25 protein-coding genes and 2 tRNA genes are annotated in these 25,359 nt (G+C 64.4%); 16 read left to right on the top strand and 11 right to left on the bottom strand.

The window, feature by feature from the left end; genetic code table 11:
- Positions 1-44 precede the first annotated feature (44 nt).
- The gene (locus AB7245_RS28605) at positions 45-569 is read right to left on the bottom strand and encodes a FecR domain-containing protein (RefSeq protein WP_439035177.1); all 525 of its coding nucleotides are present in this window, start codon (positions 567-569) and stop codon (positions 45-47) included.
- A gap of 657 nt (positions 570-1,226) precedes the next feature.
- Between AB7245_RS28605 and AB7245_RS28600 the strand changes: the two genes are divergently transcribed.
- Complete coding sequence (locus AB7245_RS28600; protein WP_166342460.1) at positions 1,227-2,318, top strand: DUF2778 domain-containing protein; 1,092 nt, start codon at positions 1,227-1,229, stop codon at positions 2,316-2,318.
- A gap of 60 nt (positions 2,319-2,378) precedes the next feature.
- On the opposite strand, the gene AB7245_RS28595 is transcribed toward AB7245_RS28600, so the two are convergent.
- Entirely contained in the window at positions 2,379-3,200 is an 822-nt protein-coding gene (locus AB7245_RS28595; RefSeq protein WP_439035176.1) for an SDR family NAD(P)-dependent oxidoreductase, read from the bottom strand.
- A 22-nt stretch (positions 3,201-3,222) separates the two neighbouring features.
- Positions 3,223-4,056 carry a MurR/RpiR family transcriptional regulator gene (locus AB7245_RS28590; protein WP_439035175.1) on the bottom strand — a complete coding sequence of 278 codons (834 nt, stop codon included), beginning with the start codon at positions 4,054-4,056 and terminating at the stop codon, positions 3,223-3,225.
- Positions 4,057-4,192: 136 nt separating this feature from the next.
- Here AB7245_RS28590 and AB7245_RS28585 point away from each other — a divergent pair, with 136 nt between their 5' ends.
- From AB7245_RS28585 to AB7245_RS28555, 7 genes are all read left to right on the top strand, one after another.
- Positions 4,193-5,485: an ABC transporter substrate-binding protein gene (locus AB7245_RS28585; RefSeq protein ID WP_439035174.1), complete on the top strand. Its 1,293-nt coding sequence runs from the start codon at positions 4,193-4,195 to the stop codon at positions 5,483-5,485.
- 103 nt (positions 5,486-5,588) lie between these two features.
- Positions 5,589-6,509, top strand: a complete 921-nt coding sequence (locus AB7245_RS28580; RefSeq protein ID WP_014494228.1) for a branched-chain amino acid ABC transporter permease — start codon at positions 5,589-5,591, stop codon at positions 6,507-6,509.
- Between the two features lie 3 nt (positions 6,510-6,512).
- Positions 6,513-7,556, top strand: coding sequence for a branched-chain amino acid ABC transporter permease (locus tag AB7245_RS28575; protein ID WP_439035173.1), 1,044 nt, complete (start codon positions 6,513-6,515; stop codon positions 7,554-7,556).
- Entirely contained in the window at positions 7,553-8,296 is a 744-nt protein-coding gene (locus AB7245_RS28570) for an ABC transporter ATP-binding protein (RefSeq protein ID WP_439035172.1), read from the top strand. Before AB7245_RS28575 ends, AB7245_RS28570 begins: the two co-directional genes overlap by 4 nt.
- Positions 8,293-8,994 carry an ABC transporter ATP-binding protein gene (locus AB7245_RS28565; protein WP_283016965.1) on the top strand — a complete coding sequence of 234 codons (702 nt, stop codon included), beginning with the start codon at positions 8,293-8,295 and terminating at the stop codon, positions 8,992-8,994. The genes AB7245_RS28570 and AB7245_RS28565 overlap by 4 nt, the downstream gene beginning before the upstream one ends.
- A complete protein-coding gene (locus AB7245_RS28560) occupies positions 8,995-9,642 on the top strand; it encodes an ATP-binding cassette domain-containing protein (RefSeq protein ID WP_354096197.1) in 648 nt (215 codons plus the stop codon).
- Between the two features lie 12 nt (positions 9,643-9,654).
- The gene (locus AB7245_RS28555) at positions 9,655-11,091 is read left to right on the top strand and encodes an NAD-dependent succinate-semialdehyde dehydrogenase (protein ID WP_439035171.1); all 1,437 of its coding nucleotides are present in this window, start codon (positions 9,655-9,657) and stop codon (positions 11,089-11,091) included.
- A 39-nt stretch (positions 11,092-11,130) separates the two neighbouring features.
- On the opposite strand, the gene AB7245_RS28550 is transcribed toward AB7245_RS28555, so the two are convergent.
- The 3 genes from AB7245_RS28550 to AB7245_RS28540 all read right to left on the bottom strand — a co-directional run bounded on the left by AB7245_RS28550 (position 11,131) and on the right by AB7245_RS28540 (position 13,849).
- A complete protein-coding gene (locus AB7245_RS28550) occupies positions 11,131-12,495 on the bottom strand; it encodes a caspase family protein (RefSeq protein WP_439035170.1) in 1,365 nt (454 codons plus the stop codon).
- Between the two features lie 109 nt (positions 12,496-12,604).
- Positions 12,605-13,243 (bottom strand): glutathione binding-like protein, encoded by a 639-nt coding sequence (locus AB7245_RS28545; RefSeq protein ID WP_439035169.1) that lies wholly within the window; start codon positions 13,241-13,243, stop codon positions 12,605-12,607.
- Positions 13,244-13,255: 12 nt separating this feature from the next.
- A complete protein-coding gene (locus AB7245_RS28540; protein WP_439035168.1) occupies positions 13,256-13,849 on the bottom strand; it encodes a cysteine hydrolase family protein in 594 nt (197 codons plus the stop codon).
- Between the two features lie 127 nt (positions 13,850-13,976).
- Between AB7245_RS28540 and AB7245_RS28535 the strand changes: the two genes are divergently transcribed.
- The 5 genes from AB7245_RS28535 (at position 13,977) to lepB (ending at position 17,543) form a co-directional block, all read left to right on the top strand.
- Entirely contained in the window at positions 13,977-14,810 is an 834-nt protein-coding gene (locus AB7245_RS28535) for a LysR family transcriptional regulator (protein WP_439035167.1), read from the top strand.
- Positions 14,811-15,003: 193 nt separating this feature from the next.
- A tRNA-Phe gene (locus tag AB7245_RS28530) sits at positions 15,004-15,073 on the top strand.
- A 4-nt stretch (positions 15,074-15,077) separates the two neighbouring features.
- Positions 15,078-15,143, top strand: a tRNA-Asn gene (locus AB7245_RS28525).
- A gap of 339 nt (positions 15,144-15,482) precedes the next feature.
- On the top strand, positions 15,483-16,634 hold the full coding sequence (locus AB7245_RS28520; protein WP_439035166.1) for an SPFH domain-containing protein: 1,152 nt from the start codon (positions 15,483-15,485) through the stop codon (positions 16,632-16,634).
- A 162-nt stretch (positions 16,635-16,796) separates the two neighbouring features.
- Positions 16,797-17,543, top strand: coding sequence for a signal peptidase I (gene lepB / locus AB7245_RS28515; RefSeq protein ID WP_063982443.1), 747 nt, complete (start codon positions 16,797-16,799; stop codon positions 17,541-17,543).
- Positions 17,544-17,639: 96 nt separating this feature from the next.
- Here the strand turns inward: lepB and AB7245_RS28510 are convergent, their stop codons facing one another.
- The 3 genes from AB7245_RS28510 to AB7245_RS28500 form a co-directional block, all read right to left on the bottom strand.
- Positions 17,640-18,257 (bottom strand): hypothetical protein, encoded by a 618-nt coding sequence (locus AB7245_RS28510; RefSeq protein ID WP_439035165.1) that lies wholly within the window; start codon positions 18,255-18,257, stop codon positions 17,640-17,642.
- 180 nt (positions 18,258-18,437) lie between these two features.
- Complete coding sequence (gene groL / locus AB7245_RS28505) at positions 18,438-20,078, bottom strand: chaperonin GroEL (RefSeq protein ID WP_071912538.1); 1,641 nt, start codon at positions 20,076-20,078, stop codon at positions 18,438-18,440.
- Positions 20,079-20,122: 44 nt separating this feature from the next.
- Positions 20,123-20,437: a co-chaperone GroES gene (locus AB7245_RS28500; protein ID WP_008139213.1), complete on the bottom strand. Its 315-nt coding sequence runs from the start codon at positions 20,435-20,437 to the stop codon at positions 20,123-20,125.
- A 378-nt stretch (positions 20,438-20,815) separates the two neighbouring features.
- On the opposite strand from AB7245_RS28500, the gene AB7245_RS28495 reads away from it, so the two are divergent.
- Both AB7245_RS28495 and AB7245_RS28490 read left to right on the top strand, forming a co-directional pair.
- The gene (locus AB7245_RS28495) at positions 20,816-21,103 is read left to right on the top strand and encodes an usg protein (RefSeq protein ID WP_014494242.1); all 288 of its coding nucleotides are present in this window, start codon (positions 20,816-20,818) and stop codon (positions 21,101-21,103) included.
- Positions 21,104-21,263: 160 nt separating this feature from the next.
- A complete protein-coding gene (locus AB7245_RS28490; protein WP_166091685.1) occupies positions 21,264-21,803 on the top strand; it encodes a cupin domain-containing protein in 540 nt (179 codons plus the stop codon).
- Between the two features lie 143 nt (positions 21,804-21,946).
- On the opposite strand, the gene AB7245_RS28485 is transcribed toward AB7245_RS28490, so the two are convergent.
- The gene (locus AB7245_RS28485) at positions 21,947-23,197 is read right to left on the bottom strand and encodes a NupC/NupG family nucleoside CNT transporter (protein WP_071912543.1); all 1,251 of its coding nucleotides are present in this window, start codon (positions 23,195-23,197) and stop codon (positions 21,947-21,949) included.
- 159 nt (positions 23,198-23,356) lie between these two features.
- Here AB7245_RS28485 and AB7245_RS28480 point away from each other — a divergent pair, with 159 nt between their 5' ends.
- On the top strand, positions 23,357-24,595 hold the full coding sequence (locus AB7245_RS28480; protein ID WP_439035164.1) for an MFS transporter: 1,239 nt from the start codon (positions 23,357-23,359) through the stop codon (positions 24,593-24,595).
- A 72-nt stretch (positions 24,596-24,667) separates the two neighbouring features.
- Here the strand turns inward: AB7245_RS28480 and AB7245_RS28475 are convergent, their stop codons facing one another.
- The gene (locus tag AB7245_RS28475; RefSeq protein WP_166091693.1) at positions 24,668-25,279 is read right to left on the bottom strand and encodes a hypothetical protein; all 612 of its coding nucleotides are present in this window, start codon (positions 25,277-25,279) and stop codon (positions 24,668-24,670) included.
- Positions 25,280-25,359 lie beyond the last annotated feature (80 nt).

The following is a 25,359-nucleotide window of genomic DNA, read 5'->3' as shown; positions in this document are numbered from 1 at the left end:
TTTGTCGCCCGGGCGTTGCTGCGCGGGCCTTAATTGTCCAGGCCTTATTGACCCAGTCTTGCCATCAGCGCGTCGACGCGCGGCTGGCCCCAGGTCTTGACGGTCAACGGGCCGGTTGCCTCGACATCGACGCCTTGGCCCGGTCCGAGCACGACGCCGCGTCCACGAGCCCTGCGGCTCACACCGACACGGCCGTCAGCAACGAAGACCGCGGTCTTGGCCTCAGCGACATCGACGGCCCATTTGGTCCCGCGCACTGCGGCGATCGCCTGCGGCGTCAGCACCTTGAAGGGATTGCCGCCGGGCTTCTTGGGCACCTCGATCAGCAGCGCCTTGCTGCTCAACTCCACGGAGTCAATATATCCGTCGCGGTTGGCGTCCTTAAGTTCAAATCTGGCGCCGTTTTCCGCAACGATGGTGATGCCGTTGTCGCAGCGCCACACTTGCGTGCCCGCAGCCGATGGCGATGCCGTGCAGCCGACATTGACAGCCGGCTGTGCATTCGCAGACCCGGTCAACTGAAACAACCACGCCAGAGCGAAAATACCGGCGCCCGCGATCCCTCTCATGCCAGCCTCCGTTTGCGTGCTTGGCACAGTTCAAAGCGATGTTGATACGGTACCGTATCACACGCAGAGGCTGCTGAAAAGTGCCGCTCTCGCAGCTATTTCCTCGGTGCGGTCTTTTCCAGTCCGGCGCGATCAACTTTCGGTCAGGGCGCCGTGCTGCGTGAGCACTCTGTGCGTGATGTGTGATGTGGGACGGGCTCTGCCGCCACCCTGCTGACACCCGCTGGAGAGGGCGCCGCACACCAGCCTCGCGCAACGCTTCCCCGCTATTGTCCGGGTATTGAAGACCACGAAAACGACTTGGTTGGATGGCCTTAGAGGGGCGGCCTGTGACGTCCGTCGAACGCGCCGAACCGGCCGAGAATTATGGTTAACAGATGCTGCTAAGTCCGTAGTTCTGCGGACTTTTTTCTCGAAATGGGACAGCGTTAACGCGGTGCCTCACATCTGCCCGAACTTAATCTGCATTTAACTAAAAGTCGCCTTAATGACGCTCCGACCTCCTGCGAGATGCTGTTCCCGGATCGTGACCAGCGGCACTTCGAAGGGGGACTGAGTGACACCGTCCTGGACGCAAGGCGAATGAGTACGAGTATCGCTGCGCAGAGTAACGCGGCACGGAAGTCCAAGAATTCTCTTCGGAAGCCTTCCCGGAAAATGACCACCACCAATTGGCTGGGCGCCGCGGCGATCGGCTGCGTCGTGATGGGCGCCGGCTGGACCATCTACAGCAACGTCCTCGGCGCCAGCGTCTATCCGACCGTCGGCAGCATTGGCTACGACGAGCCCGTGATCAAGCGCGCGCCCAGGGTGGCGCTGCGTGAGGCCGGCGAGGCCATCAGGGACACCTTTGCGCTGCTGCCCGACCGGCTCCAGGTCGCAGCCCCGATCTCGCGCGAGATGTTCAACGAGCGCTTTGCCGCGGCCGCGACCCAGGGCGTGGCGTCGAATGCGAGCGCCGCGCCCGCAACCCAGGTCGCCGTCGCCAAGGAAGCGTCGAAGGACGCCCCCAAGCAGAGCGTGATCGCGAAGGTCGCGGACGCGCTGAAACCGGCAGCACCGGCCAAGATTGCCGACAAAACTGCGGACAAGGCCAAGCGCGCGCCGGATGCGCAGATGCAACTGGCTTCGGCCGATCCGGCCGAGATCGTGCCGGCGCCCGAGGCGAAGCCGAAATCGTTTGCCGATCGCGCCAAGGCCGCGGTGATGTCGATCACCGGTCCGCGCCAGTCGATGGTCGAGAAGCTATGGGGCAAGCGCGAGCCGTCCGGCGGGCTGCTGGCCTATGCCTCGGCCGACGCCAGCGTGACCGCGTCCATCGCGCCGAGGGAGCAGAACCCCATGCTCGGCGGTTCGGCGCCCTATGAGCGCGACACGGCGGTCTACGACATCACCGCCAAGATGGTTTACCTGCCCGACGGCACCAAGCTCGAGGCGCATTCCGGCCTCGGCTCCAATCTCGACGATCCGCGCTCCTCGCGCGTCCGCATGCGCGGCGTGACGCCGCCGCACATCTACACGCTGAAGCCGCGCGAAGCGTTGTTCCATGGCGTGCCGGCGCTGCGCCTGACCCCGATCGGCGGCGAGAGCGCGATCTACGGCCGCGACGGCCTGCTCGCCCACACCTTCATGCTCGGGCCGAACGGCGATTCCAACGGCTGTGTGTCGTTCAAGGACTATTACGCGTTCCTCGACGCCTACCGCAACAAGGGCATCCGCAAGCTCGCGGTGCTGGCGCGGGTCGAGTAATCTCAGTCAATTCGCGATGATCTCAAAGGGCCGCTTGCAGCGGCCCTTTTCTTTTCTGATTTAGCCTGGCCAGCATTGTCCGCCGCCGTCGATCCTGAGCACCTGGCCCGAGACGAAGGCGCCCATGGGGCCTGCAAAGAACTCGACGACGCGGGCGACCTCGTCGACGGTCGCGATGCGGTCGAGCGTGCCGGTCTCGACCATCCTGTCGGGGTCCACCGCGCGCGTGCCGAGGAAACGGCCGGTGCGGGTATCGCCGGGCGCGATGCAGTTGACGGCGATGTCGTAGGCGCGGAGCTGGTCGGCCAGGCATCGCGTGTAGTGGGTCACGCCAGCCTTCGACACCGCATAGATCGAGCCCTGGGTGCGCCCCTTGAACGCGGCGACCGAGCCGAGCGTGACGATGCGGCCGCGGCGCCGCTCCATCATGCCCTTCGCGACCGCCTGGCAGGTCAGGATGGTCGAGAGCAGATTGCGCTCCAGCACCGCGCGCACATCGGCCTCCTTGATGTTCACCGCGTCGTTCGGGTCGGGCTTGCCACCGGCGGCTGCGATGTCGCCGCCGGCATTGTGCACGAGGATGTCGATCGGGCCGAGCGCGGCCTCCGTCTCGGCGATCACGCGCGCGATGTCCTCGCCCCTGGTGAGGTCGCCGAGCACGCGCTGGCTGCGGACGCCGAATTGCTGGCCGATCTCTGCGGCCACCGCGGTGAGGGTGGTGCCCTCGCCATATTCCGCCGGTCCGTTCTCGCGCATGCCGTGGATGGCGACGTCGGCGCCGAGCGCGGCGAGCTTCTCTGCAAAGGCACGGCCGAGCCCGCGTCCCGCGCCGGTCACCAGCGCCACGTGTCCTGACAATACTTTCCCGTCATGTGCAGCCATGATCTTCTCCTGTTATGAAACGTCAGTCCGCCGCGAGATCGAGCCCGATCGCCATCGCCTGCACGAGGCACATCGGTGCGACCAGCGTGCGCAGCGCCGGCTCGGGCATGTCCTGGATCTCGAACACGACGCTCGCGCCTTCGACGATCGGGCTCAAGAGGCTGTCGGTGATGGAAATCGTGGGCACGCCTCGCGCAACGAGTTCGGGAAATAGCCGCGCCGTATCCGGATAGTAGTTCCGGAAGCTGATCGCGACCAGCGCGTCCTCCGTGGTTGCGGCATGCGACTGCTCGTGGATGCTGCCGCCCGTGCCGTCGAGCAGGACGACGCGGCGTCCGAGCTTGCGCAGCACGTAGGCGAGGTGGGTCGCAACCGGAAACGAGCCGCCGAGGCCGAGCAGATAGATGTCGCGCGCTTTCGCAAGGATCGCAGTTGCCGCGTCGAGCTCGCACGCATGCACGGACTGGCTCAGCGTCACCAGCGACGATTGCGCCTCCGAGACGAAGCGGGACAGCACCGCGGCCGGCTGGCGGCCGAGCACCGATTTTTCCTCGCTCTTCATGCGGGCGAGCCGCGCCTTGTAGCTTGGCGCGACGCCGGCAACGAGGCGTGAGCGGAATACCTGCTGCATCTCGGTGAAGCCGCCGAAGCCGAGCGCATGGGCGAAGCGAACGATCGCCGAGGGCGGCACGCCCGAGCGCTGCGCCACCTCGGCCACGGTGCCGAGCGCGACATCGGTCGGGTGATCGAGCACAAACTCCGCGATCTGTTGCAGCCGGCCGGACAGCGCCCGGTGCCGCTGCGCAATGGCGCCGCGCAGCTCGTCGTAGCTCATCGCGCCTTGTGCCTTGTTCATCGTCTCGGGTCTCCAGATCGGTCGCCTGTTTAACGGCATTTCACCGTTTGGATCAAATATTCCACTTTACATAATAAATGGAATGAATATTCTAATTGCACAAAAAAGCAAAAGACTTCGAAAACGGGAGGAAACGATGAGAGGGCGTCAGATCTCACGGCGAAGCGTTCTGAAGGGCAGCTTGATGGCCAGCGTCATCGGCGGCACCGGCAGCTTCTTCGGGCCGTGGAAAGAGAATCACGCGTGGGCGCAAGGCGCGAAGCCGATCAAGCTCGGCCTGACCTGCGACGCCAGCGGCCAATACGGCAACAGCGGCCAGGATGATTTCCGCGGCATCAAGATGGCGATCGACGAGGTCAACGCCAAAGGCGGCGTGCTCGGCCGCCAGGTCTCGTTCATCACCGCGGACACCGAGACGACGCCGGCGACAGGCAGCCGCGTCGCCGAGCGGTTCATCACCCGCGAGGACTGCACCATCCTGATCGGCGCGCTGCATTCCGGCGTCGCCAACGCGATCACCCAGGTCGCCAGCAAATACGGTGTGATCTACATGAACACCAATTCCTCCGCGCCGAGCGAGGCCGGGGAGAATTGCTCGCGCGTGAAATTCGTCTGGGACGGCAACGGCACCAATTTCTCCAAGGCGTCGGTCAAGAACGCGGTCGATTCCATCGGCAAGAACTGGATGCTGCTGACCAATGACTACGTCTGGGGTCACACGACGTCCGCCGCGACCAAGGCGCAGGTCGAGGCTGCCGGCGGCAAGATCATCGACAATTTGCTGGTGCCTCAGAACACCCGCGACTTCACCGCCTACCTCCTGAAGATCCAACAAGCAAAGCCCGACGTGGTCGCGACTGCGATCGGCGGTGACGACATCAAGGCGCTACGCGAGCAGGTGGCGCAACTCAAGCTCGACGGCAAGCCCGCCTGGATCAACAACCAGCAGGACTGGCCCGATGTCTGGGGCGCGCCCGACAGCCTGTTCGGCGTGTTCGGCACGACCTGGTATCACAAGCTGCAGCTGCCCGGCGTCGCCGACTTCGTCAGGAAATGGCAGGCCGCCAACAAGGACGGCCCGATCCCGGTGCCGGGCAACGTCTCCTACAACGGCTATATGAGCACGCGCGAATTGCTGCGTGCGATCGAGCGGGCAGGGTCGACCAACAACGTCAAGATCATCAAGGAGCTCGAGAACCTGAAAGTCTCGGCGACCGACCGCATGCAGCATTTCGACGCCTACATGGATCCCATGACGCATCAGATGCAGCAGACGATCTATCTGGCGCGGCGCAACGCCAAGCCGGCCGACAACACCGATCTGTTCGAGATCATCAGTTGGACGGAGCCCAAATCGGCCGCCGATGACGCTGCTCCCGGCAAGTGCAAGCTCACGCCCTACGAACAGGTGCCGACCGTCGACTCCTAGAGACGGTGCGTCGCGTCGTGGAATGAGCGGCGCGCATGTCGCGCGCCGCAGCCCGGGCCTTCGAGGGCTTGGGGGAGCAATGCCAGTTGCGAGAGTCAAAACCTTGTTCGACCTTCTTCCGCATCTCCTGAACGGCCTGACGCTCGGCCTGTTGTTCGCGCTGATCGCGCTCGGCTTCATGCTCATTGTCGGGCTGATGGAGCAGATCAACCTTGCGCATGGGTCCCTGTTCGCGCTCGGGGCCTATGTCGCCATGCAGCTCACCGGACCGCGCCCGCCATTGCCGGCCGATCTTGCGAAAGCGTGGCTCGCGCTGCCGCTGGGCTGGCGCTATGCCGCGACGCTCGTGATCGCGCCCGTGATCGTGAGCCTCGTCGGCATGCTGATCGAGCTCTGCATGCGGCGGACCTACGGCAAGGATCCGCTGTACGGACTGCTCCTGACCTTCGGCGCCGCGATGGTGATCGAGGAGCTGATCCGCCTGGTCTGGGGCACGCGCGACTATGTGCTGCAAGTGCCGTCCGCCATCAATGGCGGCTTCCTGTTCGGCGACCTGATCTGGTCAACCTATCGCTTCTACGCGGCGGGGATCGCGGCCGGGATCATCGGCCTGGTCTGGCTGTTGATCGAAAAGACCTCGTTCGGCGCAACCGTCAAGGCCGGCGCCCATGACAGCGAGATCGTCCGCGCGCTTGGCATCAACCTGTCGCGCTTGCGGCTGCTGGTCTTCGTGTTCGGCACGATGCTGGCCGCGATCGCGGGCATTATCGTTGCGCCGATCTGGGGCATCCGTCCGCATATGGGCGTCGATGCCGTCATCCCCGCGTTCCTGGTGATCGTGCTCGGCGGCGTCGGCAGCTTTTGGGGCGCGGTCGTGGCGGGGCTGCTGGTCGGACTCTGTGTCGGCCTTGCCGGCGCTTACGCGTCCGAATGGTCGCTGTTGTCGATGTACATCCTGCTGGTCGCCGTCGTGACGTTCCGTGCGCGCGGTTTGTGGGGCAAGAAAAGCGTGCTCGAGGCCTAGGGAATGATTGTGGGATCAAAATCGTCATCCGACGCTGCGCGCCTCGTCACGCCGACGATGCTGGTGCTCTGGCTCGTGCTCGCAACCGTGCCGCTCTGGATCACGCGGATCGGGCTCTATCCCTATCTCGGGATCGAGATCCTGATCTGGTCGCTCTATGCGCTTGCGTTCAACCTGGTGCTGGGCACGGCCGGACTTCCCTCGTTCGGACATGGCGCCTATTTCGGCATCGGCGCCTATGCGTTCGGGCTCTGCCAGTTCGACATTGTCGCCAATCTCTGGATCTGTCTCGCGGCCGCGGCCGCGGTCGCGGGGCTTGCCGGCGTGCTGGTGGCGCTGTTCATCTCGCACCGGCGCGGCATCTATTATGCCTTCATGACCATCGCCTTCGGCCAGATCTTCTGGACGCTGGCGATCAAGTCGCACCGGATCACCGGCGGTGAGGATGGGCTTCTCAAGATTAAACGGCTGCCGGCCGATTTCGGGCTGGTGTCGTTCGATCTCACCGACAATGTCGCGTTCTACTATTTCGTGCTCGCGGTCTTCGCGGTCGGTACTGCCGTATTGTGGCGGCTGGTGCACTCGCCCTATGGCCGCGTGGTCGCTGCGATCAGGCAGAGCGAGGTTCGCGCCGCCCATCTCGGCTATAACGTGTGGCTCTACAAGGCGTCGGTGTTTGCGCTGTCGGCGGCCGTGTCCGGCTTTGCCGGCGGACTGTTCGCGATGGCGCAGCTCGCCGCATTCCCTGACGTCATGAGCCTGCATCAATCCGGCTACGTCGTGATGATGACGCTGGTCGGTGGCGGGCTCGTCAGTTTCTGGGGGCCGGTGATCGGCGTGTTTCTCTTCCTCACCGCGCGCGACGTGATCGGCGCGCTGACCAATGCCTGGATGCTCTATTTCGGTCTGCTGTTCATTGCGATCGTGCTGTTCCGCCCCGAGGGCATCGCCGGCGCGCTCTCGGCCGCCGCGCAGCGGTACTCACTCAACGCGCTGCGGCGGCGCGGCACCTCCGCGATGCGACTGCTGGTCGGGGGCGGGCGATGAGCATGATCGAGGCCGCAGGTGTGCACGTTCGCTTCGGCGATCGCGTCGTGCTGGAAAGCGTCGATCTCGCGGTTGCCGAGGGCGAGTTTCACGGCGTGATGGGTCCCAACGGCGCGGGCAAGACCACCTTCTTCAACGTCCTCACCGGCAGGGTGAAACCGAGCCGCGGCCGAGTCCTGCTCGGCGGCGAGGACGTCACGGGATTGAGCCCGCACCGCATCGCCGCCAAGGGCATCGCCCGCTCGTTTCAGATCATGACCCTGTTCGACGAATTCTCCGCCCGCGACAACGTCATGATGGGCTTGCCCGCGTTTCGCGCCCGTGGCCTCGATATCGCGCGGGCGGCGGCTGGAGATCGCAGGTTTGCCGAGCAGGCATCCGAAGCGCTCGCCGCGGTCGGGCTTGCCGACAAGGGCTATGTCCGTGCCAAGGACCTGTCCTATGGCGACCGCCGCGCACTCGAGATCGCGGTCGCGCTGGCGCAGGCCCCGCGCGTGCTGTGCCTGGACGAGCCGACCTCCGGCCTCGGCTCCGACGGCGTGCAGCGGCTGGCCGCTCTGGTGGCGCGCCTGAAGGGCCGGCTGACCATCGTCGCCATCGAGCACGACATGGAGTTCCTGTTCTCGCTCGCCGATCGCATCTCGGTCATCCATTGGGGCCAGGTGGTGGCGCGCGGCACGCCGCACGAGCTGCAGCAGAACGAATGGGTGCGTCGCTCCAATCTCGGGAAATTCGCATGATCCTCGAAGTGGATGGGGTCGATACCTTCTACGGCGAGACCCAGGCGCTGTTCGGCGCCTCGCTCGCTATCGAGCACGCCAAGGTGTTTGCACTGCTCGGGCCGAACGGCGCCGGCAAGACCACCATGCTCCGTTCGATTCTCGGGCTGACCCGCCCGCGCCGCGGCGCGGTTCGCTTCGACGGGCATGACGTGACGCGCGATCCGACCCACGAGATCGCGCGCGCCGGCATCGGCTGGGTGCCCGACGACCGGCGGCTGTGCCCGACCTTGTCGGTGGCGCGCAACCTCACCATCGCGCAGAAGCGCACGCGCTTTCGCAATTGGAGCGTCAAGGAGGCCGCCGCGATCTTCTCGCCGCTCGAATATCTCATGGAGCGCGACTGCGAGAACCTGTCGGGTGGCGAGATGCAGATGGTCGCGATTGCGCGCGCGCTGGTCGGCTCGCCGGGACTGGTCCTGTTCGACGAGCCGAGCCAGGGTCTTGCGCCAAAGATCGTCGGCGACGTGCTCGCGACCATTTTGCGCATGAAAGAGGAGGGGATCGCCTCGCTGGTCGTGGAACAGAATGCGGAGATCGCGCTCTCGGTCGCAGACCACGCCGCGGTGATCGACCGTGGCAGGATCGTCTGGACCGGTGAGGCCGCGACCTTGCGTGATGATCGCGCCCTTCGTCAGCGCTTGCTGGGAGTACAATAGGTGGCCGCACCGCTGCTCGTTCTCGATGACGTTCGCAAGGTCTACACAAGGGGCCGCGTCATCCGCCGTCCGACGTTCACGCTTCAGGCAAACCTGTCGCTGGAGGAGCCGGGTATCGTCGGCGTGGTCGGGCCGAACGGCGCCGGCAAGACGACCTTGTTCGAGATGATGACCGGTTCCAACGTGCCGACCTCGGGCCGCGTGCTGGTCGCGGGCACCGATATCCACGGTGTCAAATACCGCGAGCGCGACCGGCTCGCGATCCACTATCACCAGTCCTATCAGGTCAGGCGGTTTCGCAAGCGCGTTCCGTCCGCCTTGCTGGCGCCGTCGCCGACAAAAACGCCGCTGGTTCACTTGTTCGACGAACCGCAGTTCAACCTGCAGGACGGCTATATCGGCTTCATGCTCGATTTCTTCCGCAAGCTGCGCGACGAGGGCAGGCTGGTCGTGCTCTGCATGCATCCGACAGCTAGCTGGCACCTCGACATCCTCGCCGAGATCGCCGGGCAATTCCTGTTCGTCGCCGGCGGCGGGGTGACGCGGATGGCGGACTTCCGCACGCTCGCCGCCGAGCCGCGCTTCCGCGTCTATCTCGGACCGGAGATGACGCGCGCCGCGGACGCCATCTGTCACAGCTCGACCTAAAAGGAGATTCCGTTGGCCTATTCGAACACGCAGCTTTTCATTGCCGGCAAATGGCGCCCGGCCCATTCGGGCAAAGCGATCGAGGTGCGCAATCCCGCGACCGAGGAGGTGATCGGCACCGTCGCGCATGCTGGCCAATCCGATCTCGACGAGGCGCTCGTCGCCGCTTCCGCCGGCTTCAAGGTCTGGCGTAACGTTGCCCCCTTCGAGCGCTGCCGGATCATGCGCAAGGCCGCCGCGATCATGCGCGAGCGCAATGACGAAATCGCGCCGCTGCTGACGATGGAGCAGGGCAAGACGCTGGGCGAGGCCAGGATGGAGGCGATGGCCGCCGCTGACGTGATCGAGTGGTTCGCGGAGGAGGCCAAGCGCGCCTATGGCCGATTGATCCCCGCGCGCGGCCCCGGCATCTACCAGATCGCGATGAAGGAGCCGGTCGGCCCGGTCGCCGCGTTCACGCCGTGGAATTTCCCGATCAACCAGGTCGTGCGCAAGCTTTCCGCGGCGCTCGCTGCCGGTTGCTCGATCATCGTCAAGGCGCCGGAGGAGACACCAGCTTCGCCCGCGCAGTTGATCCGCGCGTTTGCGGACGCGGGCGTGCCCGACGGCGTCATCAACCTCGTCTACGGCGTGCCGTCGGAGATCTCCGAATATCTGATCCCGCATCCGGTGATCCGGAAAATCTCCTTCACGGGCTCGACCCATGTTGGCAAGCAGCTCAATGCGCTTGCGGGCCTGCACATGAAGCGCGCCACCATGGAGCTCGGCGGCCATGCGCCGGCGATCGTCTTTGGGGATGCCGACGTCGCGTCGGCCGCGAAGATCCTGGCGGCGGCGAAATATCGCAACGCCGGCCAGGTCTGCATCTCGCCGACGCGGATGCTGGTGCAGGACGATGTGTTCCGCGAATTCGTCGACAAATTCGTCGACAGCGCCAAGGCGTTCAAGGTCGGCAATGGCCTCGATCCCGAGTCCAAAATGGGCTCGCTCGCCAATCCGCGCCGCGTCACCGCCATCGAAGGCATGGTGCAGGATGCCGTCGGCAAGGGCGCCAGGCTCGAGACCGGCGGCAAGCGTGTCGGCAACAAGGGCCATTTCTTCGAGCCGACCGTGGTGAGCGATGTGCCGAAGGATGCGCGCGCGATGAACGAGGAGCCGTTCGGCCCGCTCGCCCTGATCTCCCGCTTCTCGTCATTCGACGACGTGGTCGAGGAGGCCAATCGGCTGCCCTTTGGCCTTGCCTCTTACGCCTTCACCAGCTCGGCCAAGACGGCGGCTGCGATCGGCGCGGCGGTCGAGGCCGGCATGATGTCGATCAACAGCTTTGGTCTGGCACTGCCCGAAGTGCCGTTCGGCGGCATCAAGGATTCCGGCTACGGCTCGGAAGGCGGCACCGAGGCGATGGATGGCTACTTCAACACCAAGTTCATCAGCCAGACGGGCGTGTGAGCGGGCGTTGCACGCGAGGCCGCGCGATCATCGCGCGGCTTAGCGCTTGACGAAAACCAGGTTGCAGGCACGCGCCTCGTTGCGCTTGCCGCTGCCGCGGGTGCGATCGAACTGCGCGTCGACCGTGAAGGCATAAGGAGAGCCGGGTGCGAGGTTATTGAGTGTGTAGGTGCTCGCCCCGGTCGTGCCACGTGCGCTCAAGGTCGTCTTGCCGTCCGCGGGGATCTGGCCGTCGATCTCCAGCCGATTGACACCGCCCGGACCCTGCACCTCGGCGTGAAACACGCCATTGGTCACGGTGGCGACCAGGGGCCTGGTGAAGCCCTGCGCCTTGCCGGAAGCCGGGCAGTTCAACGTCACGTCCCAGCTGCCGTCGAAATCCTTGCTTCCCGTGGTTCTGGCGTTGCCGGAAGGCGCCAGCGCCACTTTCTGCTTCAGGCCCTCAATGCGTCCCTTGGCGAGGGTGGCGAAGATGCAGTTCGGGAATCTCGCGAGATGATCCTCAAAGGCACCCAGCGTGCCGATGCCCTCAGCAGCCTTCCAGTGCGCCTCGGCGGCCGCGCAGGGATCGGCCTTCGGTGCAGCTTGGGGGGCCGCCGGCGCGACCGTGACCGACACAGGCCCGTTCAGATAGAACTTGCCGATGATCGACAGCGAGAGCTCCGGCAGCTGGGTCTTGCCGCTGGAGTCATAGACGTCGCTGCTGATGTCGCGAAAGACGTCGCCGATTTCCTGCGGCTCCTCGATGTGCTTCAGGAACGCAGTCGTGTAGGGGCTGTTGCGGCCGACGCCATCGGCGGCGACCTGCCCTGATTGTGTCGAGAACGACACGATCGTGCCGCGCGGTGCCTCGACCTTCGACAGGCCTCGTCCGATCGAGGCGGCGCGCGTCGAGCCTGCAGAGCGCTTCAAGGTTTCGGCCAGCGGATTGTCGCGGCAGGAATCAAGCACGAGGATGCGCAAATTCTTGGCCTGCTGCAAATCGTTCACGATGTCGTCGACACGTACGAAGCGTTTCAGGTCCGCCTCATCCGTCAGCACGGCGTCGACGGGCATCAGATAGTTCACGCCGTTGTACTGCATCGCATGGCCGCTGTAGTAGAACATCGCGACGTCGGCACGGCTCGCGGCGCGCGCGAACCGGATGGTCAGGTCCTGCATGTCGGCCTGGCGCAGGTCGATACCCTGGAACACCTCGAAACCGCTGCGCTTGAGCGAGGCTGCGACGTCTTCGGCATCGTGCGACGGGTTGGGTAGCTGCGCCGTAGAGAGGTAAGCGCCGTTGCCAATCACCAGCGCGACCCGCGTGTCCGCCGATGCGGGGCCAAGGCTCAGCCCAAGGCTCAGCCAGAGGGCGAGGAGGGTCAGGAAAAACGGACGCAAAATTCCAGAAGGAGCACGCATGAATGCCTTCCAGGGAAATATCGAAAAATATCCCCCAGATTAGCGCATGTCGTGTCGGTATCAATGCCCTCGCTGTGGACCGGTCAGATTTGGCGACCGTGACATCCTGTCACGCCGGGTTTGCCGCCACCGTCTTGCGTAGCTCCATCTCGGTCGCAATCGCGTCCCGCACGCTGGGCCGCGCCTGCATGCGCGCGAGATAGGCCGACAGGCTTGGCCATTGCGCGATGTCGACGCCCGCGGGACGGAGCAGCAGCAAGGCCCAGGTGAGGTGGGCATCCGCGACGGTGAAGCCGTTGCCGACGAGGAATTCGCGGTCCGCGAGATGCGCCGATGGCACCGCCAATGTCTGCGTGATCCTTGCACGCGGCTTGGCGAGCGAGCTGTCGTCCTTGTACCAGAAGGTCGGAAACAGGAATGCCTTGTGGATCTCGGTGCCGATGAAGCTCAGCCATTCCTGCAGGCGGTAGCGGTCGGGATCGCCGAGCCGGGGCGCAAGGCCCGCCTCCGGCTTCGCATCGGCGATGTATTGCAGCACCGCCGCGCTTTCGGTCAGCCGTTCGCCGTTCTCCAGCACCAGGACCGGCACCGCGCCCTTTGGCGACACGCCGCGGAAATCGCCGTCGTCGTCCGCGACCGTCTTGGTCCGGAGATGCACCAGATGATAGCGCGCGTCGAGGCCGGCTTCCATCAGCGCGATGCGGCTCGCAAGCGAGCAGGCCATCGGCGAGAAATAGAGCTGCAGCATCGGGTTGCTCCGTTATTTCAGCGCATCGCCGCGCGCGATGATCGCGAAGCGGTCGGACAGCTCGGCGAGCGCAACCTCGTGGATGGTTCGGGCGTCCAGCGTGCCGCCGCGGCCGTCGGGCAGGTCGCGCGTGGCGCAGGCATCGGCGTCAACAGTCGTGCGAAAGCCGAGGTCGAGCGCGGCACGGGCGGTGGAGCTGACGCACATATGCGTCATGAAGCCGGCCAGTACGATGTTCTTCCTGTCGGTTGCGGCAAGGCGCGCCTGCAGATCAGTGCCGGCAAATGCATTGGGCAACTCCTTCTCGATCACCAGCTCGCCGGCACGGGGGCTCAGCTCGGCGACGATGGCACCGCGGTCGGCGCCGCGATCGAACAGGCTGCCGGCCTTGCCGCGATGGGCGATATGGATGATCGCGGCTCCGCTCTCGCGTGCCCGTGCCAGGAGCGTAGCCGCCCGCGCGATCGCGGGCCGGGCGTCGGGCAGAGCGAGGGGACCTGCGAGATATTCGTTCTGGATATCGATCAGCACCAGCGCGGCGTCGCCAAGACGCGGCGGGTTCAGATCGGCACCGGCGAGCTGCAGCAGGGTCTTTGCGGTCGTCATGGTCTGGAAATCTCCGGGGCAAAAGGCTGCACAAACATAGCCCCGGGAATGCCTGCCGATATGCAGGGATATTGCAGCGGGTGGCTGCGATATTGCAGGCTGCTCCCGGCCGGTATAGCCTGACGCAATGAACTGGGACGATCTGCGTATCATCGCCGCCGTCAGGGACGAGGGCACCTACGCGGGCGCCAGCGCGCGGCTGCGCATCGACGAGACGACGGTCGGGCGCAGGCTCTCGCGCATCGAGCGTGCGCTCGGTTTGCGTCTGTTCGAGGCCGCGGACGGCGTCCGCCGGCCGACGCGGAGTTGCGAGGCGGTGCTGGCGCATGTCGAGGCGATGGCCGCACATGCCGCCGAGATCGGTCGCGTTGGCGCGAGCCTGGCAGGTCCGGTGGGCCGCCTGCGCATCGCCTCCACCAACACGTTCGCCGAGGAGGTGCTGTCGCCGCGCGCGAGCGACTTCCTGCGCGCCAATCCCGGCCTGACGCTGCAATTCCTCACCTCGAGCGAGAACGTCAAGTTCTCGCGCTGGGAGGCCGATCTCGCCATCCGACTGCGCAAACCCGACAAGGGTGATTTCGCGATCTCCAGGCTCGGCGAGATCCGCATTTATTATTTCGAGCCTGTTGCGACCGAGGGCGAACCGGTGCTGTGCGCCTATCCGGATGAACTCGGTGCCATTCCCGAGATGCAATTCCTGCGCATGAAGCAAGCCCGTGCGCGCTGCGTCACCGACAACGTTCGCGTCATCCGTAACCTGATCCGCGCGCATCGGGCCGCCGGCGTGTTGCCGGAGTATGTTTGCGCGGACTTGCTCGGCGATCGCCGCCTGCGCGCCACGCTGCTGCCGAAGCGGCGCGACGCCTGGCTGCTGGTGCAAAACCATCTCAAGCGCGATCCCGCGACGCGTGTCACGATCGACTGGGTGAGGGCGAGTTTTCAGGAAACGTCGCGCGGTTGACGTCACATCGCATTGTGATCATCGCGTCACAGTGCGGAGTGCGTGACGAAAAATCTTGGCTTTCCCCCTTGCAACCCGAACGTGCTTCGTCTATTAGCGCCCTCCTTCGCTAGGCCATGGGTTCGGGCTCTCTGAGATCCCGACTGGCGCGGGCCGCTCTGCGGTTTCGTGTTCCGCCGAATGAAGGGCAAACGCAGGACGTAGCTCATGGAGAGCGTCGGGCTGAACACCCGAAGGCATCGGTTCGATTCCGGTCTCTTGCACAAAGGATAGCTCAGTTTGGTAGAGCAGATGACTGTTACTCATCCTGTCGCGGGTTCGAATCCCGCTCCAGCGCTCCGTTTCAGCCTGAAAAGCTGATACCTCTGACGAGGACCGGACGCGCGCTTCAGTCGCAGTCCGGCCGTTTTGCCGAAAGGCATTCCGTCCGAACCTAGACACTGTGAGACCGGCTTTGCGCCGCGGGTCGATACCGCTTGCGCTGATGCCGGGTGGCTCCGCATGACCGCTCGACACGCGTCGAGCGATCGCGCGCGCGCGCCCGTCATCGTGCAAGCTCAAGCCCCGGCCCGCCGATCTCTAGGGAAGCGTCGTCCGCGTCCTCACGTCCTTTGCAAACGAAACCTGCTATCCGGCCGCGTGCGGCCGGAGGCAACATGATGGAGGCGTGCCATGACCTGGCATTTGCTGATGCTGAACGTGACGGTGAAGGATGGCGAGTGTGCGTTGCTCACGCGCAACGGACAGCTCGTGCGCGTGCTCGCGCCCGGCAAGCACCGGCTGTTCGATCCCCTGCACGAGCTGAAGGCCGAGGTGCTCGACGTGGTGCGCAGCGAATTCCCCGCGGATCGCTACGCGGTGCTGAAGGCCGCGCGGCCTGATCTGGCCGCTGAGCTGTTCGAGGCGATCGAGACCAAGGCGGACGAGATCGCCATCGTCAGCCTCGACGGCCGGCCCGTGCATCTGATGACGCCCTGGCAGGTGCGCGTCTACTGGAAGGTCGCGACCCGCATCGATGTCGAGCGCATCGATGTGTCCGCCGATCCCCGGGTTGGCGCGCGGCACCTGACCATGATCGAGCGCAACCGCTCGACCGTCGTGATGGAAGCGGTGGTCGAGAACCACGAGGCGGGCCTGCTCTATGTCGAGGGCCGGCTCGTGGAGCGGCTTGCGCCCGGCCGGCACGCCTTCTGGACCGTCGGCCGCAAGATCGAGGTGAAGCGCCTCGACCTGCGGCCCCAGGCGGTCGAGATCACTGCGCAGGAGATGCTGACCAAGGATCGCATCGCGCTGCGGGTGACGCTGACGGCGTTCCGCAGGATCGTCGATCCCGAGCGCACGGTTGCGACCGTGCCCGACGTGGATGCGTGGCTGTACCGGCTGGTGCAGTTCGCGATCCGCGAGGCGGTGGCGGGCCGGACGCTGGACGAGGTGCTGTCTGCGAAGGCGGCGCTGGATGCAGAGCTGCGCGACTATGTGCGGGCACGCGTCGCAGAGTCCGGCGTGGAGGTAACCGAGCTCGGCGTCAAGGACGTGATCCTGCCCGGCGAGATCCGGGAGCTGGTGAACAAGGTGGTGGAGGCGGAGCGGGTCGCGAAGGCGAACCTGATCCGCCGGCAGGAGGAGACCGCGGCGACGCGTTCGCTCCTGAACACCGCCCGCCTGATGGAGGAGAACCCCCTGCTGCTGCGGCTCAAGGAGCTGGAGTCGCTGGAGCGGCTGGTCGAGAAGGTCGGCCGCATCGACCTCCACGCCGGCAACGGCGAGGGCCTCGATGCCCTCCTGACCCGGCTCGTGCGCCTGAAGGCGCCCGAGAGCGCATGAAGCAGAAGGGCCGCCCACGGGCGGCCCTTCACATGTTCATTGTCGACGCTTGCGATGAACGCGTGCGCGCGCCTGTGCGACCAAACCATGAGTGGGTATTGCACGCGCGCGAAGGTTGCGTAATCTCACGGTGACGACCACAATCTCGATCATGGCAAGCGAATGACCACTCTTCAGCAAACGATCGGCCCTACGGCCCGGCCGCGGGAATGGAAAGCGATCGTCGTCCTGATCCTGTTGATCCCGGTGCTGTGGTCGCCGCCGTTCCTGTTTCGCTTCTTCCTGTATCAGCCGTTCAACATTCCTTCCGGCTCGATGACCCCGACGCTGGTCGTCGGCGACTACGTCTTCGCCGCAAAATATGCCTATGGCTACGGCCGCTATTCCTTTCCGTTCGCGCCGTCATGGATCTCGGGCCGCTTCCGGGCCGCCGATCCGGAACACGGCGACGTCGTCGTATTCCGCTCGTCGAAGGGGACTTCGGCCGACTATGTCAAGCGCGTGGTCGGGTTGCCAGGCGACCGCATCCAGATGCGGAAGGGGCAACTCATCCTGAACGATCGCCCCGTGACGCGCGTCCCTCTGAAGGAGGTGCCCGCGGGTTCTGCCTGCGGCACCGATGATGGCGCGAAGGTCAAGCGCTGGCGCGAGACGCTGCCGAGCGGCGCGTCCTACATAACCTACGACTGCGTCGACAACGGTTATCTCGACAACACGGACGTCTTCACAGTGCCCCCCGGCCATTTCTTCGCGCTCGGCGACAACCGCGACAACTCGTCCGACAGCCGGCTGATGTCAGTGATGGGTTTCATCCCGATGGACAATCTCATCGGCAAGGTGACGCGGATCATCTGGTCGCTCGACGAAGACGGCGAGCCGCACATGGAGCGGCTGGGGAAGGTGTGGTGAGGGGCGCCGCCGTCATTCCGGGGCGGCGCGTAGCGCCGAGCCCGGAATTCATTCGTCCGCAAGGTTCGTTTCCCGAAGGTCGTCGGGCCGAGCCCTTCAGTCGCCAATCTCTTTCAGAAAGGCCTTCGCGTTTGCGCAGGCTTCGTCCGTGTCGCCAAAGCGGCAGGATTTCGCCAAGAAACGCCGCGCCCGGTCGTTGTTCTTTTCGACGCCGATACCTTTGATCAAGTGAAATCCCATCATCGTGCATGCCCAGGGATCGTCTCGGCCGCATGCCAGTTCATACGTCCGATTGGGACAGGCATAGTCGCCGCTGTCTTCCATGCTGGCGGCAACGTTCGTACAGCCTGAAGCAACGCCGAGCTTGCAGGCCCTCAGAAACAGCGCATCGGAGAGCGGCCCGGTCTTGATCATCCGCTGGACGACGAGTGCGGCTGCGTAGCAGTCGCTCGCGTTGCCCGCCCGACAGCGATCAAGGCACTGCTCCGCCGCAGCCGAGCATCCTTCGATCGAAAAAGCAGGTGCGCCCGCGTTCGCCGGCATGGAGTCAGCGGGGCATTGCTCGGCTCGCGGAAGCCAATCCGGCCATGTCCCTTCCATCTTCCCAATCGCGTCATTGTTGTCCGCCGCGTCTAGGGGCGTCGGCGCGGAAAGGCCCGCAGCGGAGATGATGACAAGGGCTGCCAGCAGCGGACGTATCTTGCGGTGCGGCATTGCAATTCTCGTCAGGGCTCCACGGGATCCTGCAGCATTAGTGATCCGAAGGATACACCTTTGAATTGTAGGTGCGCTCGCAGGTCGCCACAAGGCGTTGCATCGGGGCGCCGCCCCAAAACAAAAACCCCGGCATCGCTGCCGGGGTTTCGCATTCCGTATCGTATCTGAACGGCTGGATCAGAAGTCCATGCCGCCCATGCCGCCGCCCGGGGGCATCGCCGGACCGGCGCCGCCCTTCTTGGGCAGCTCGGCAACCATGGCTTCCGTGGTGATCAGGAGCGCGGCAACCGAGGCTGCGTTCTGGATCGCGGTACGGACCACCTTGGTCGGGTCGATGATGCCCTTGGTGACCAGGTTGACGTACTCGCCGGTCTGGGAGTCGAAGCCGTAAGCGTAGGTCTTGTTCTCCAGGATCTTGCCGACGATCACCGAACCGTCTTCACCGGCGTTGATCGCGATCTGGCGAGCGGGAGCCGACAGCGCCTTGCGCACGATCTCGACGCCGGTCTTCTGGTCGTCGTTCTTGGTGCGCAGACCCTTGAGCTGCTCGGAGGCACGGAGCAGGGCGACGCCGCCGCCCGGGACGATGCCTTCCTCGACCGCCGCGCGGGTCGCATGCATCGCGTCATCAACGCGATCCTTGCGCTCCTTCACCTCGACCTCGGTCGCGCCGCCGACGCGGATCACCGCGACGCCGCCTGCGAGCTTGGCGAGACGCTCCTGGAGCTTCTCACGGTCGTAGTCCGAGGTGGTCTCCTCGATCTGCGCCTTGATCTGGGCCACGCGCGCCTCGATGTCGGCCTTCTTGCCGGCGCCGTTGACGATCGTGGTGTTCTCCTTGTCGATCATCACCTTCTTGGCGCGACCGAGCATGTTGAGCGTGACGTTCTCGAGCTTGATGCCGAGATCTTCCGAGATCGCCTGGCCGCCGGTCAGGATCGCGATGTCCTGCAGCATGGCCTTACGGCGATCGCCGAAGCCCGGAGCCTTGACGGCCGCGACCTTCAGACCACCGCGCAGACGGTTCACGACGAGGGTCGCAAGCGCTTCGCCTTCGACGTCCTCGGCGACGATGACCAGCGGCTTGCCGGTCTGCACCACGGCCTCGAGCAGCGGCAGCAGCTCGTTCAGCGAGGAGAGCTTCTTCTCGTTGATGAGGATGTAGGCGTCGTCCATCTCAACGCGCATCTTGTCGGCGTTGGTGACGAAGTAGGGCGAGATGTAGCCGCGGTCGAACTGCATGCCCTCGACGACGTCGAGCTCGGTCTCGAGCGACTTGGCTTCCTCGACGGTGATGACACCCTCGTTGCCGACCTTCTTCATGGCGTCGGAGAGGAACTTGCCGATTTCGGCATCGCCGTTGGCGGAGATGGTGCCGACCTGGGCGATCTCGTCGTTCGAGGTGACCTTCTTGGAGTTCTTGACGAGGTCGGCGACCACGGCTTCCACGGCCAGGTCGATACCACGCTTCAGGTCCATCGGGTTCATGCCGGCGGCAACCGACTTTGCGCCTTCACGAACGATCGCAGCCGCGAGCACGGTTGCGGTGGTGGTGCCATCGCCGGCCGCGTCAGCCGACTTGGAGGCGACTTCGCGCACCATCTGCGCGCCCATGTTCTCGAACTTGTCGTCGAGCTCGATCTCCTTGGCGACGGTGACGCCGTCCTTGGTGATGCGGGGAGCGCCGAACGACTTGTCGAGGACGACGTTGCGGCCCTTGGGGCCGAGCGTCACCTTGACGGCGTTGGCGAGGATGTCGACGCCACGCAGCATCTTGTCGCGTGCATCGACGCCGAATTTGACTTCTTTAGCTGACATCTGGATTTTTCCTTAGGTGTTTAGCTGGTGGGGAGAGGGGGCTCTTAGGCCGCCTTCTTCTTGGAAGCGGGGACGTCGAGGACGCCCATGATGTCGCTTTCCTTCATGATCAGCAGGTCGACGTTGTCGATCTTGACTTCAGTGCCGGACCACTTGCCGAACAGCACGCGGTCGCCGACCTTCAGGTCGATCGGGATCAGCTTGCCAGCTTCGTCGCGGCCACCGGGGCCGACGGCGACGACTTCGCCCTGCGAGGGCTTTTCCTTGGCAGTGTCGGGAATGATGATGCCGCCGGCGGTCTTCTCTTCTGCGTCGATACGCTTGACCACGACGCGGTCGTGAAGCGGACGGAATTTCATGCAGTCCTCCTAAGTAGTTGCACGGTATGGGAATTTTTTGGCGTTAGCAGTCTGTGCCCGCGAGTGCTAGCACAGGCGAGGCTGAAATAGGACAGGAATTTTGCGGGGGCAAGGGCTTCTAGCAGAAAAATCGGCACTCTGAAGGCCCGGGTGCCAGAATCTCTTTACCATCGTTAACCCGCCCGGTGACCGTATTAGCACGGAGCCGCCTCTGCTGCTAAAGCATTGAATTTCAACAGCTTGTTAAACTTTTAGGCTTGAGATGGATTGTCAGTTTGCGTCACATTTCTCTCATGTGAGCGCATCAGTACCGGGTGGCTCGTAAGGCGCACACCGACCAAGCCGCCCCTTGAATGCGCTCCTGCAAAGGAGGTTGGCATGGGCTTGCGGAGTGGGGGCGTTTCCGAAGATTTCCGGAAACAGCTTTTGGGTTACGGGCTGACGACGGCGCAAATTCTCTATCGGATGCCCGATCATCCCTCGCTTCTCCAGACCTACGTCTGGCAGAACTACGACATGTTTCCGAAATTTCCGGCGCTGAAGGATTTCCTGGCGTTCTGGCAGGAGAAGCTCGACGGTCCGCTCCATTCGGTGACCGTCGCGCATTCCAAGCTGATCAAGCCGGCCGAGCTGCGCGCCGTGGATGGCGTGTTCCGGCTGCATTGAACAGCGCGCCGGCATCGTAGAGTGGGCAAAGGCGCGCTCGCGCCGTGCCTACCATCTCTCCACGATTGCATCTGGCAATGGTGGGCACGCTTTCGCTTTGCCCACCCTACGATATCTCGTTCTGTGCTAGCTTCCGCCTATAACAACAGGGAGGCGGCCCATGGCCAAGAAAACAAAATCGCGCAGTGCAGCCCAGGCCGCGGTGAAGAAGCGGAGCGGAGCCAAGGCCGTGGCACGATCCTCGGCGCGCAAGGCGGTGAAGGCAAAGGCGCGCACGACACCGGCGAAGGCCGCTCCGAAAAAGCCCGCTCGTCCCAAGCAGCGCATCGCCATCAGCCATCACCGCGAGGAAGACTTCAAGGCCGACGGCCTGCGCGTCTACGCCAAGTATCGCGACCTCGGCATCGCCGAAGCCAGCCACGGCCTCGCGCAAGCCCACGTGATCCGCCTGCAAGGCCCCTGCGATCCGAACGAGGTGTCGAAGCTGCACTTCCACGACGTCGAATTCCAGATGGTCTACGTGCTCAAGGGCTGGGTGAAGACCTACATGGACGGCCAGGGCGAGACCTTGATGAAGGAAGGCAGCGCCTGGACCCAGCCGCCGAAGATCAAGCACATGATCCTGGATTATTCGGATGACGTGGAGCTGCTGGAGGTGATCCTGCCGGCGGAGTTCAGGACGGTGGAGTTGAAGGCGTAGGCGCGGTCTTTCCGCCGTCATTGCGAGGAGCCCGCGACAAAATTGCGAAGCAATTTTGCGCTGGCGACGAAGCAATCCAGAAATCTTTCCGCGGAGACGGTCTGGATTGCTTCGCTTCGCTCGCAATGACGGGTGGAGAGAGCCTAACTCAACACCCCCACGACCGCGCCCATCAGGCACGTCGTCAGCGTTCCCGAGACGATCGATTTCAGCCCGAGCGCGTTGATCTCCTCGCGCCGCTCCGGCGCCATCACCCCTAAGCCGCCGATCATGATGCCGAGGCTGGCGAAATTGGCGAAGCCGCACATTGCGTAGAGCATGATCAGGCGCGAGCGCGGATCGAGCGTATCGGGCGGCAGTTTCGAGAAGTCGACATAGGCGATCAGCTCGTTGAGCACGGTCTTGGTGCCCATCAGGCTGCCGGCGGTCACCGCCTGGTCCCAGGGCAATCCCATCAGCCAGCACACCGGCGCCATCACGAGGCCGAGCAGGCGTTGCAGCGAGATCGCGGCGCCGCCGATATTGGGCAGCAGTCCGAGGACGGCATTGACGAGATAGACCAGTGCCACCAGCACCAGCAGCATGGCGACGATGTTGATCAGCAGTTCGATCCCCGCGCTCGTCCCCTTGACGATCGCATCCATCGGGCCGGAGACGTCCATCTCAGGATCCTCCAGCGCGCCGCCGGTGCGCTTGTCTGACGTCTCCGGCACCATGATCAGGCTGACGAGGATCGCGGCCGGCGCGCCCAGCACGGAGGCGATGACGAAATGCGCGGCGGCATCGGGAATGAGCGGCGCCAGCAGCGTCGCATAGAGCACCAGCACCGTGCCGGCGATGCCGGCCATGCCGCCGGTCATTACCAGGAACAATTCGCTGCGGGTCATCTGCGCCAGATAGGGCCGCACGAACAGCGGCGCCTCGACCATGCCGAGGAAGATGTTGGCCGCGGTCGAGAGCCCGACCGCGCCGCCGACGCCCAGCGTCCGCTCCAGCAGCCAGGCCATGCCGCGCACGACCGGCGGCAGCACGCGCCAGTAGAACAAGAGCGTCGTCAGCACGCTCATGACCAGCACGATCGGCAGCGCCTGGAACGCCAGGATGAAATCGGCGCCCGGCACCTTCAGATCGAAGGGCAGGGGACCGCCTCCGACATAGCCGAACACGAAGGAGGAGCCGGCGCGCGAGGCCGCCGAGATCGCGCCGACCGCGTCGTTGATGGCGCCGAAGGCGCGCGCGACGACGGGCACCTTCAGGAGCACGACCGCGGTGACGAAGGTTGCGACAAGCCCGATCGCTGCTTGGCGAGCCGAGGCTGCGCGGCGATTCTCGCTCAGCACCCAGGCGATCAATAGCAATGCGAAAACGCCGAGTGCCGATTGCAGCCGAAGCATGATGTCCCCAAACCCTCAATGATTATGGCCGCGCGTGCGTTGCAAACGCAATGCCGGAAGGCCGCCGGAGCCGCCCGCTGTTGACAAGCAGGCCTGCGTCAGCCACGCGGGGCGGGTCGAAATCAGGGGGCGGACGGTCCAAGCGTGACCCAAGAGGCGATGACAGAGCAGCCGATATCCTCGAATCCGCCGGTCACCGCCCGCGCACTTCTCTCCCACCGCGCATTCCTGTTCTTCCTGCTTTCGCGCAGCCTGTCGCGCTTTTCCAGCCAGATCGCGGCGGTCGCGATCGGCTGGCAGATCTATGATCTCACCGGCTCGGCCTTCGATCTCGGCATGGTCGGCCTCGTGCAGTTCCTGCCCACCGCGCTTCTGGTGTTCGTCGCCGGCCACGCCGCCGACCGTTTCGAGCGCAAGCGCGTGGTCCAGCTCTGCCAGCTCGTGGAAGCCGCCACCGCGCTCTATCTCGCAATCATCACCTATCTCGGCCTGGTCAGCGAGGTGCAGATCTTCATCGCGACCTTCGTGCTCGGCATTGCCGGCGCCTTCGAGAGCCCGACCACTGCGGCTCTCTTGCCGCTGATCGCGCCGCAGGGATCGCTCCAGCGCGCAACCGCAGTCGCGAGCGGCGCGGGGCAGGTCGCGACCATCACGGGTCCGGCGCTCGGCGGCTTTGCCTATGCGGTCGCGCCGCATCTTGCCTATGCCGTGATGCTGCTGTTCTGGATTCTCGGGATGATTTTGACTGGCTTCATCCGGCCGCGCCCGCAGGCGGTCTCCAAGGAGGGGACGGACGCCGACAACATCTTCGCCGGCGTCCGCTTCATCCGCAGCAATCCGGCGATCCTCGGCACCATCTCGCTCGATCTGTTTGCCGTGCTGTTCGGCGGCGTCACCGCTCTGTTGCCGATCTATGCCCGCGACATCCTCCAGACCGGCCCGATGGGGCTCGGGATCTTGCGCGCCGCGCCCGCGGTCGGTGCGCTGCTGATGACCATGGTGCTCGCGCGTCACGCCATCTCGCGGCATGTGGGCCTGCGCATGTTCCAGGCTGTGATCGTGTTCGGCGTCGCCACGGTCGTGTTCGCGCTGTCGTCGTGGATGTGGCTGTCGGTGTTGTCGCTCGCGGTTCTGGGCGCCGCCGACACGATCAGCGTCGTGATCCGCTTCTCGCTGGTGCAGCTCTCAACCCCCGACGAGATGCGCGGCCGGGTCGGCGCGGTGAACTTCCTCTTCATCAACGCCTCCAACCAGCTCGGCCAGTTCGAGAGCGGCGTCGCAGCCGCGCTGCTCGGCGCGATGCCTGCGGCCGTGCTCGGCGGCGTCTGCACCGTCGCGGTCGCGCTGCTGTGGATGAAGCTGTTTCCGGCGCTGCGGCAGGTGGAGAGCTTGGAGTAGGGCTCCGCTCTATCATCCGTCATTGCGAGCGCAGCGAAGCAATCCAGACTGCTACCGTGGAGGCGTGGTCTCTCACCAGGAGACCACGACGAGACTGCGTTGGTCGTCCCAGTTGTCGAGAAAGCTGGTTCGGAAATCCTGCTGTGCCTCAGCAATCGTTAGTTCGAATATTCTCTGCGCGTACGACTTTTCAACGAACATCCCGTCCGGGAGGAATTCGTTGAAAAAGGCGTCAGCGACGGCGTTTCTTTGATACCCGATCTGTTTGGTGTAGACGACATCCTCCAATCTATCGATCATCGGATACTGCTTGATCTTGAAGGTCTTCAATCTCTTCAAGACATTTGGCGGCAGTTGCGGCTTCGGCGCGAAAAAGCTTCTCTTGTCGGTAAAGTATAGACCCGTCTGGGTCGGGTTCATCGGATCCGATTCGCCTGTGGGGCAGAAATAAAAGCTGTCGGAGAATTTTCCGATCCCTGACAGCTCCCGTTGATGAAGGGCTTGATAGTAGTCTCGCGCGGAGAATCCGTGATCGGAAAGAAGCCGCTCAAAGTCGATATACTGATTTGTTTTCTTGCGGCTGAATTGAACGATCTTCTGAAGTTGAGCCTGCTCGACGTCGATGATGACAGGAAAATCAGTGACGTCATCGTCGATGTGAAGATGATATATGTCCAAACCCATTTGTACCGTTCCGAACGATTTGCGGAGCCGCCGGGTAATGGCCGGGATTATGGCTCTACCCTAGGTGGCTCATACCTTAG

Origin of the sequence: Bradyrhizobium sp. 604_D8_N2_3 (assembly GCF_051810765.1) — a bacterium.
Taxonomy (GTDB): domain Bacteria; phylum Pseudomonadota; class Alphaproteobacteria; order Rhizobiales; family Xanthobacteraceae; genus Bradyrhizobium; species Bradyrhizobium barranii.
This window is presented reverse-complemented; position numbering and strand designations above follow the sequence as displayed.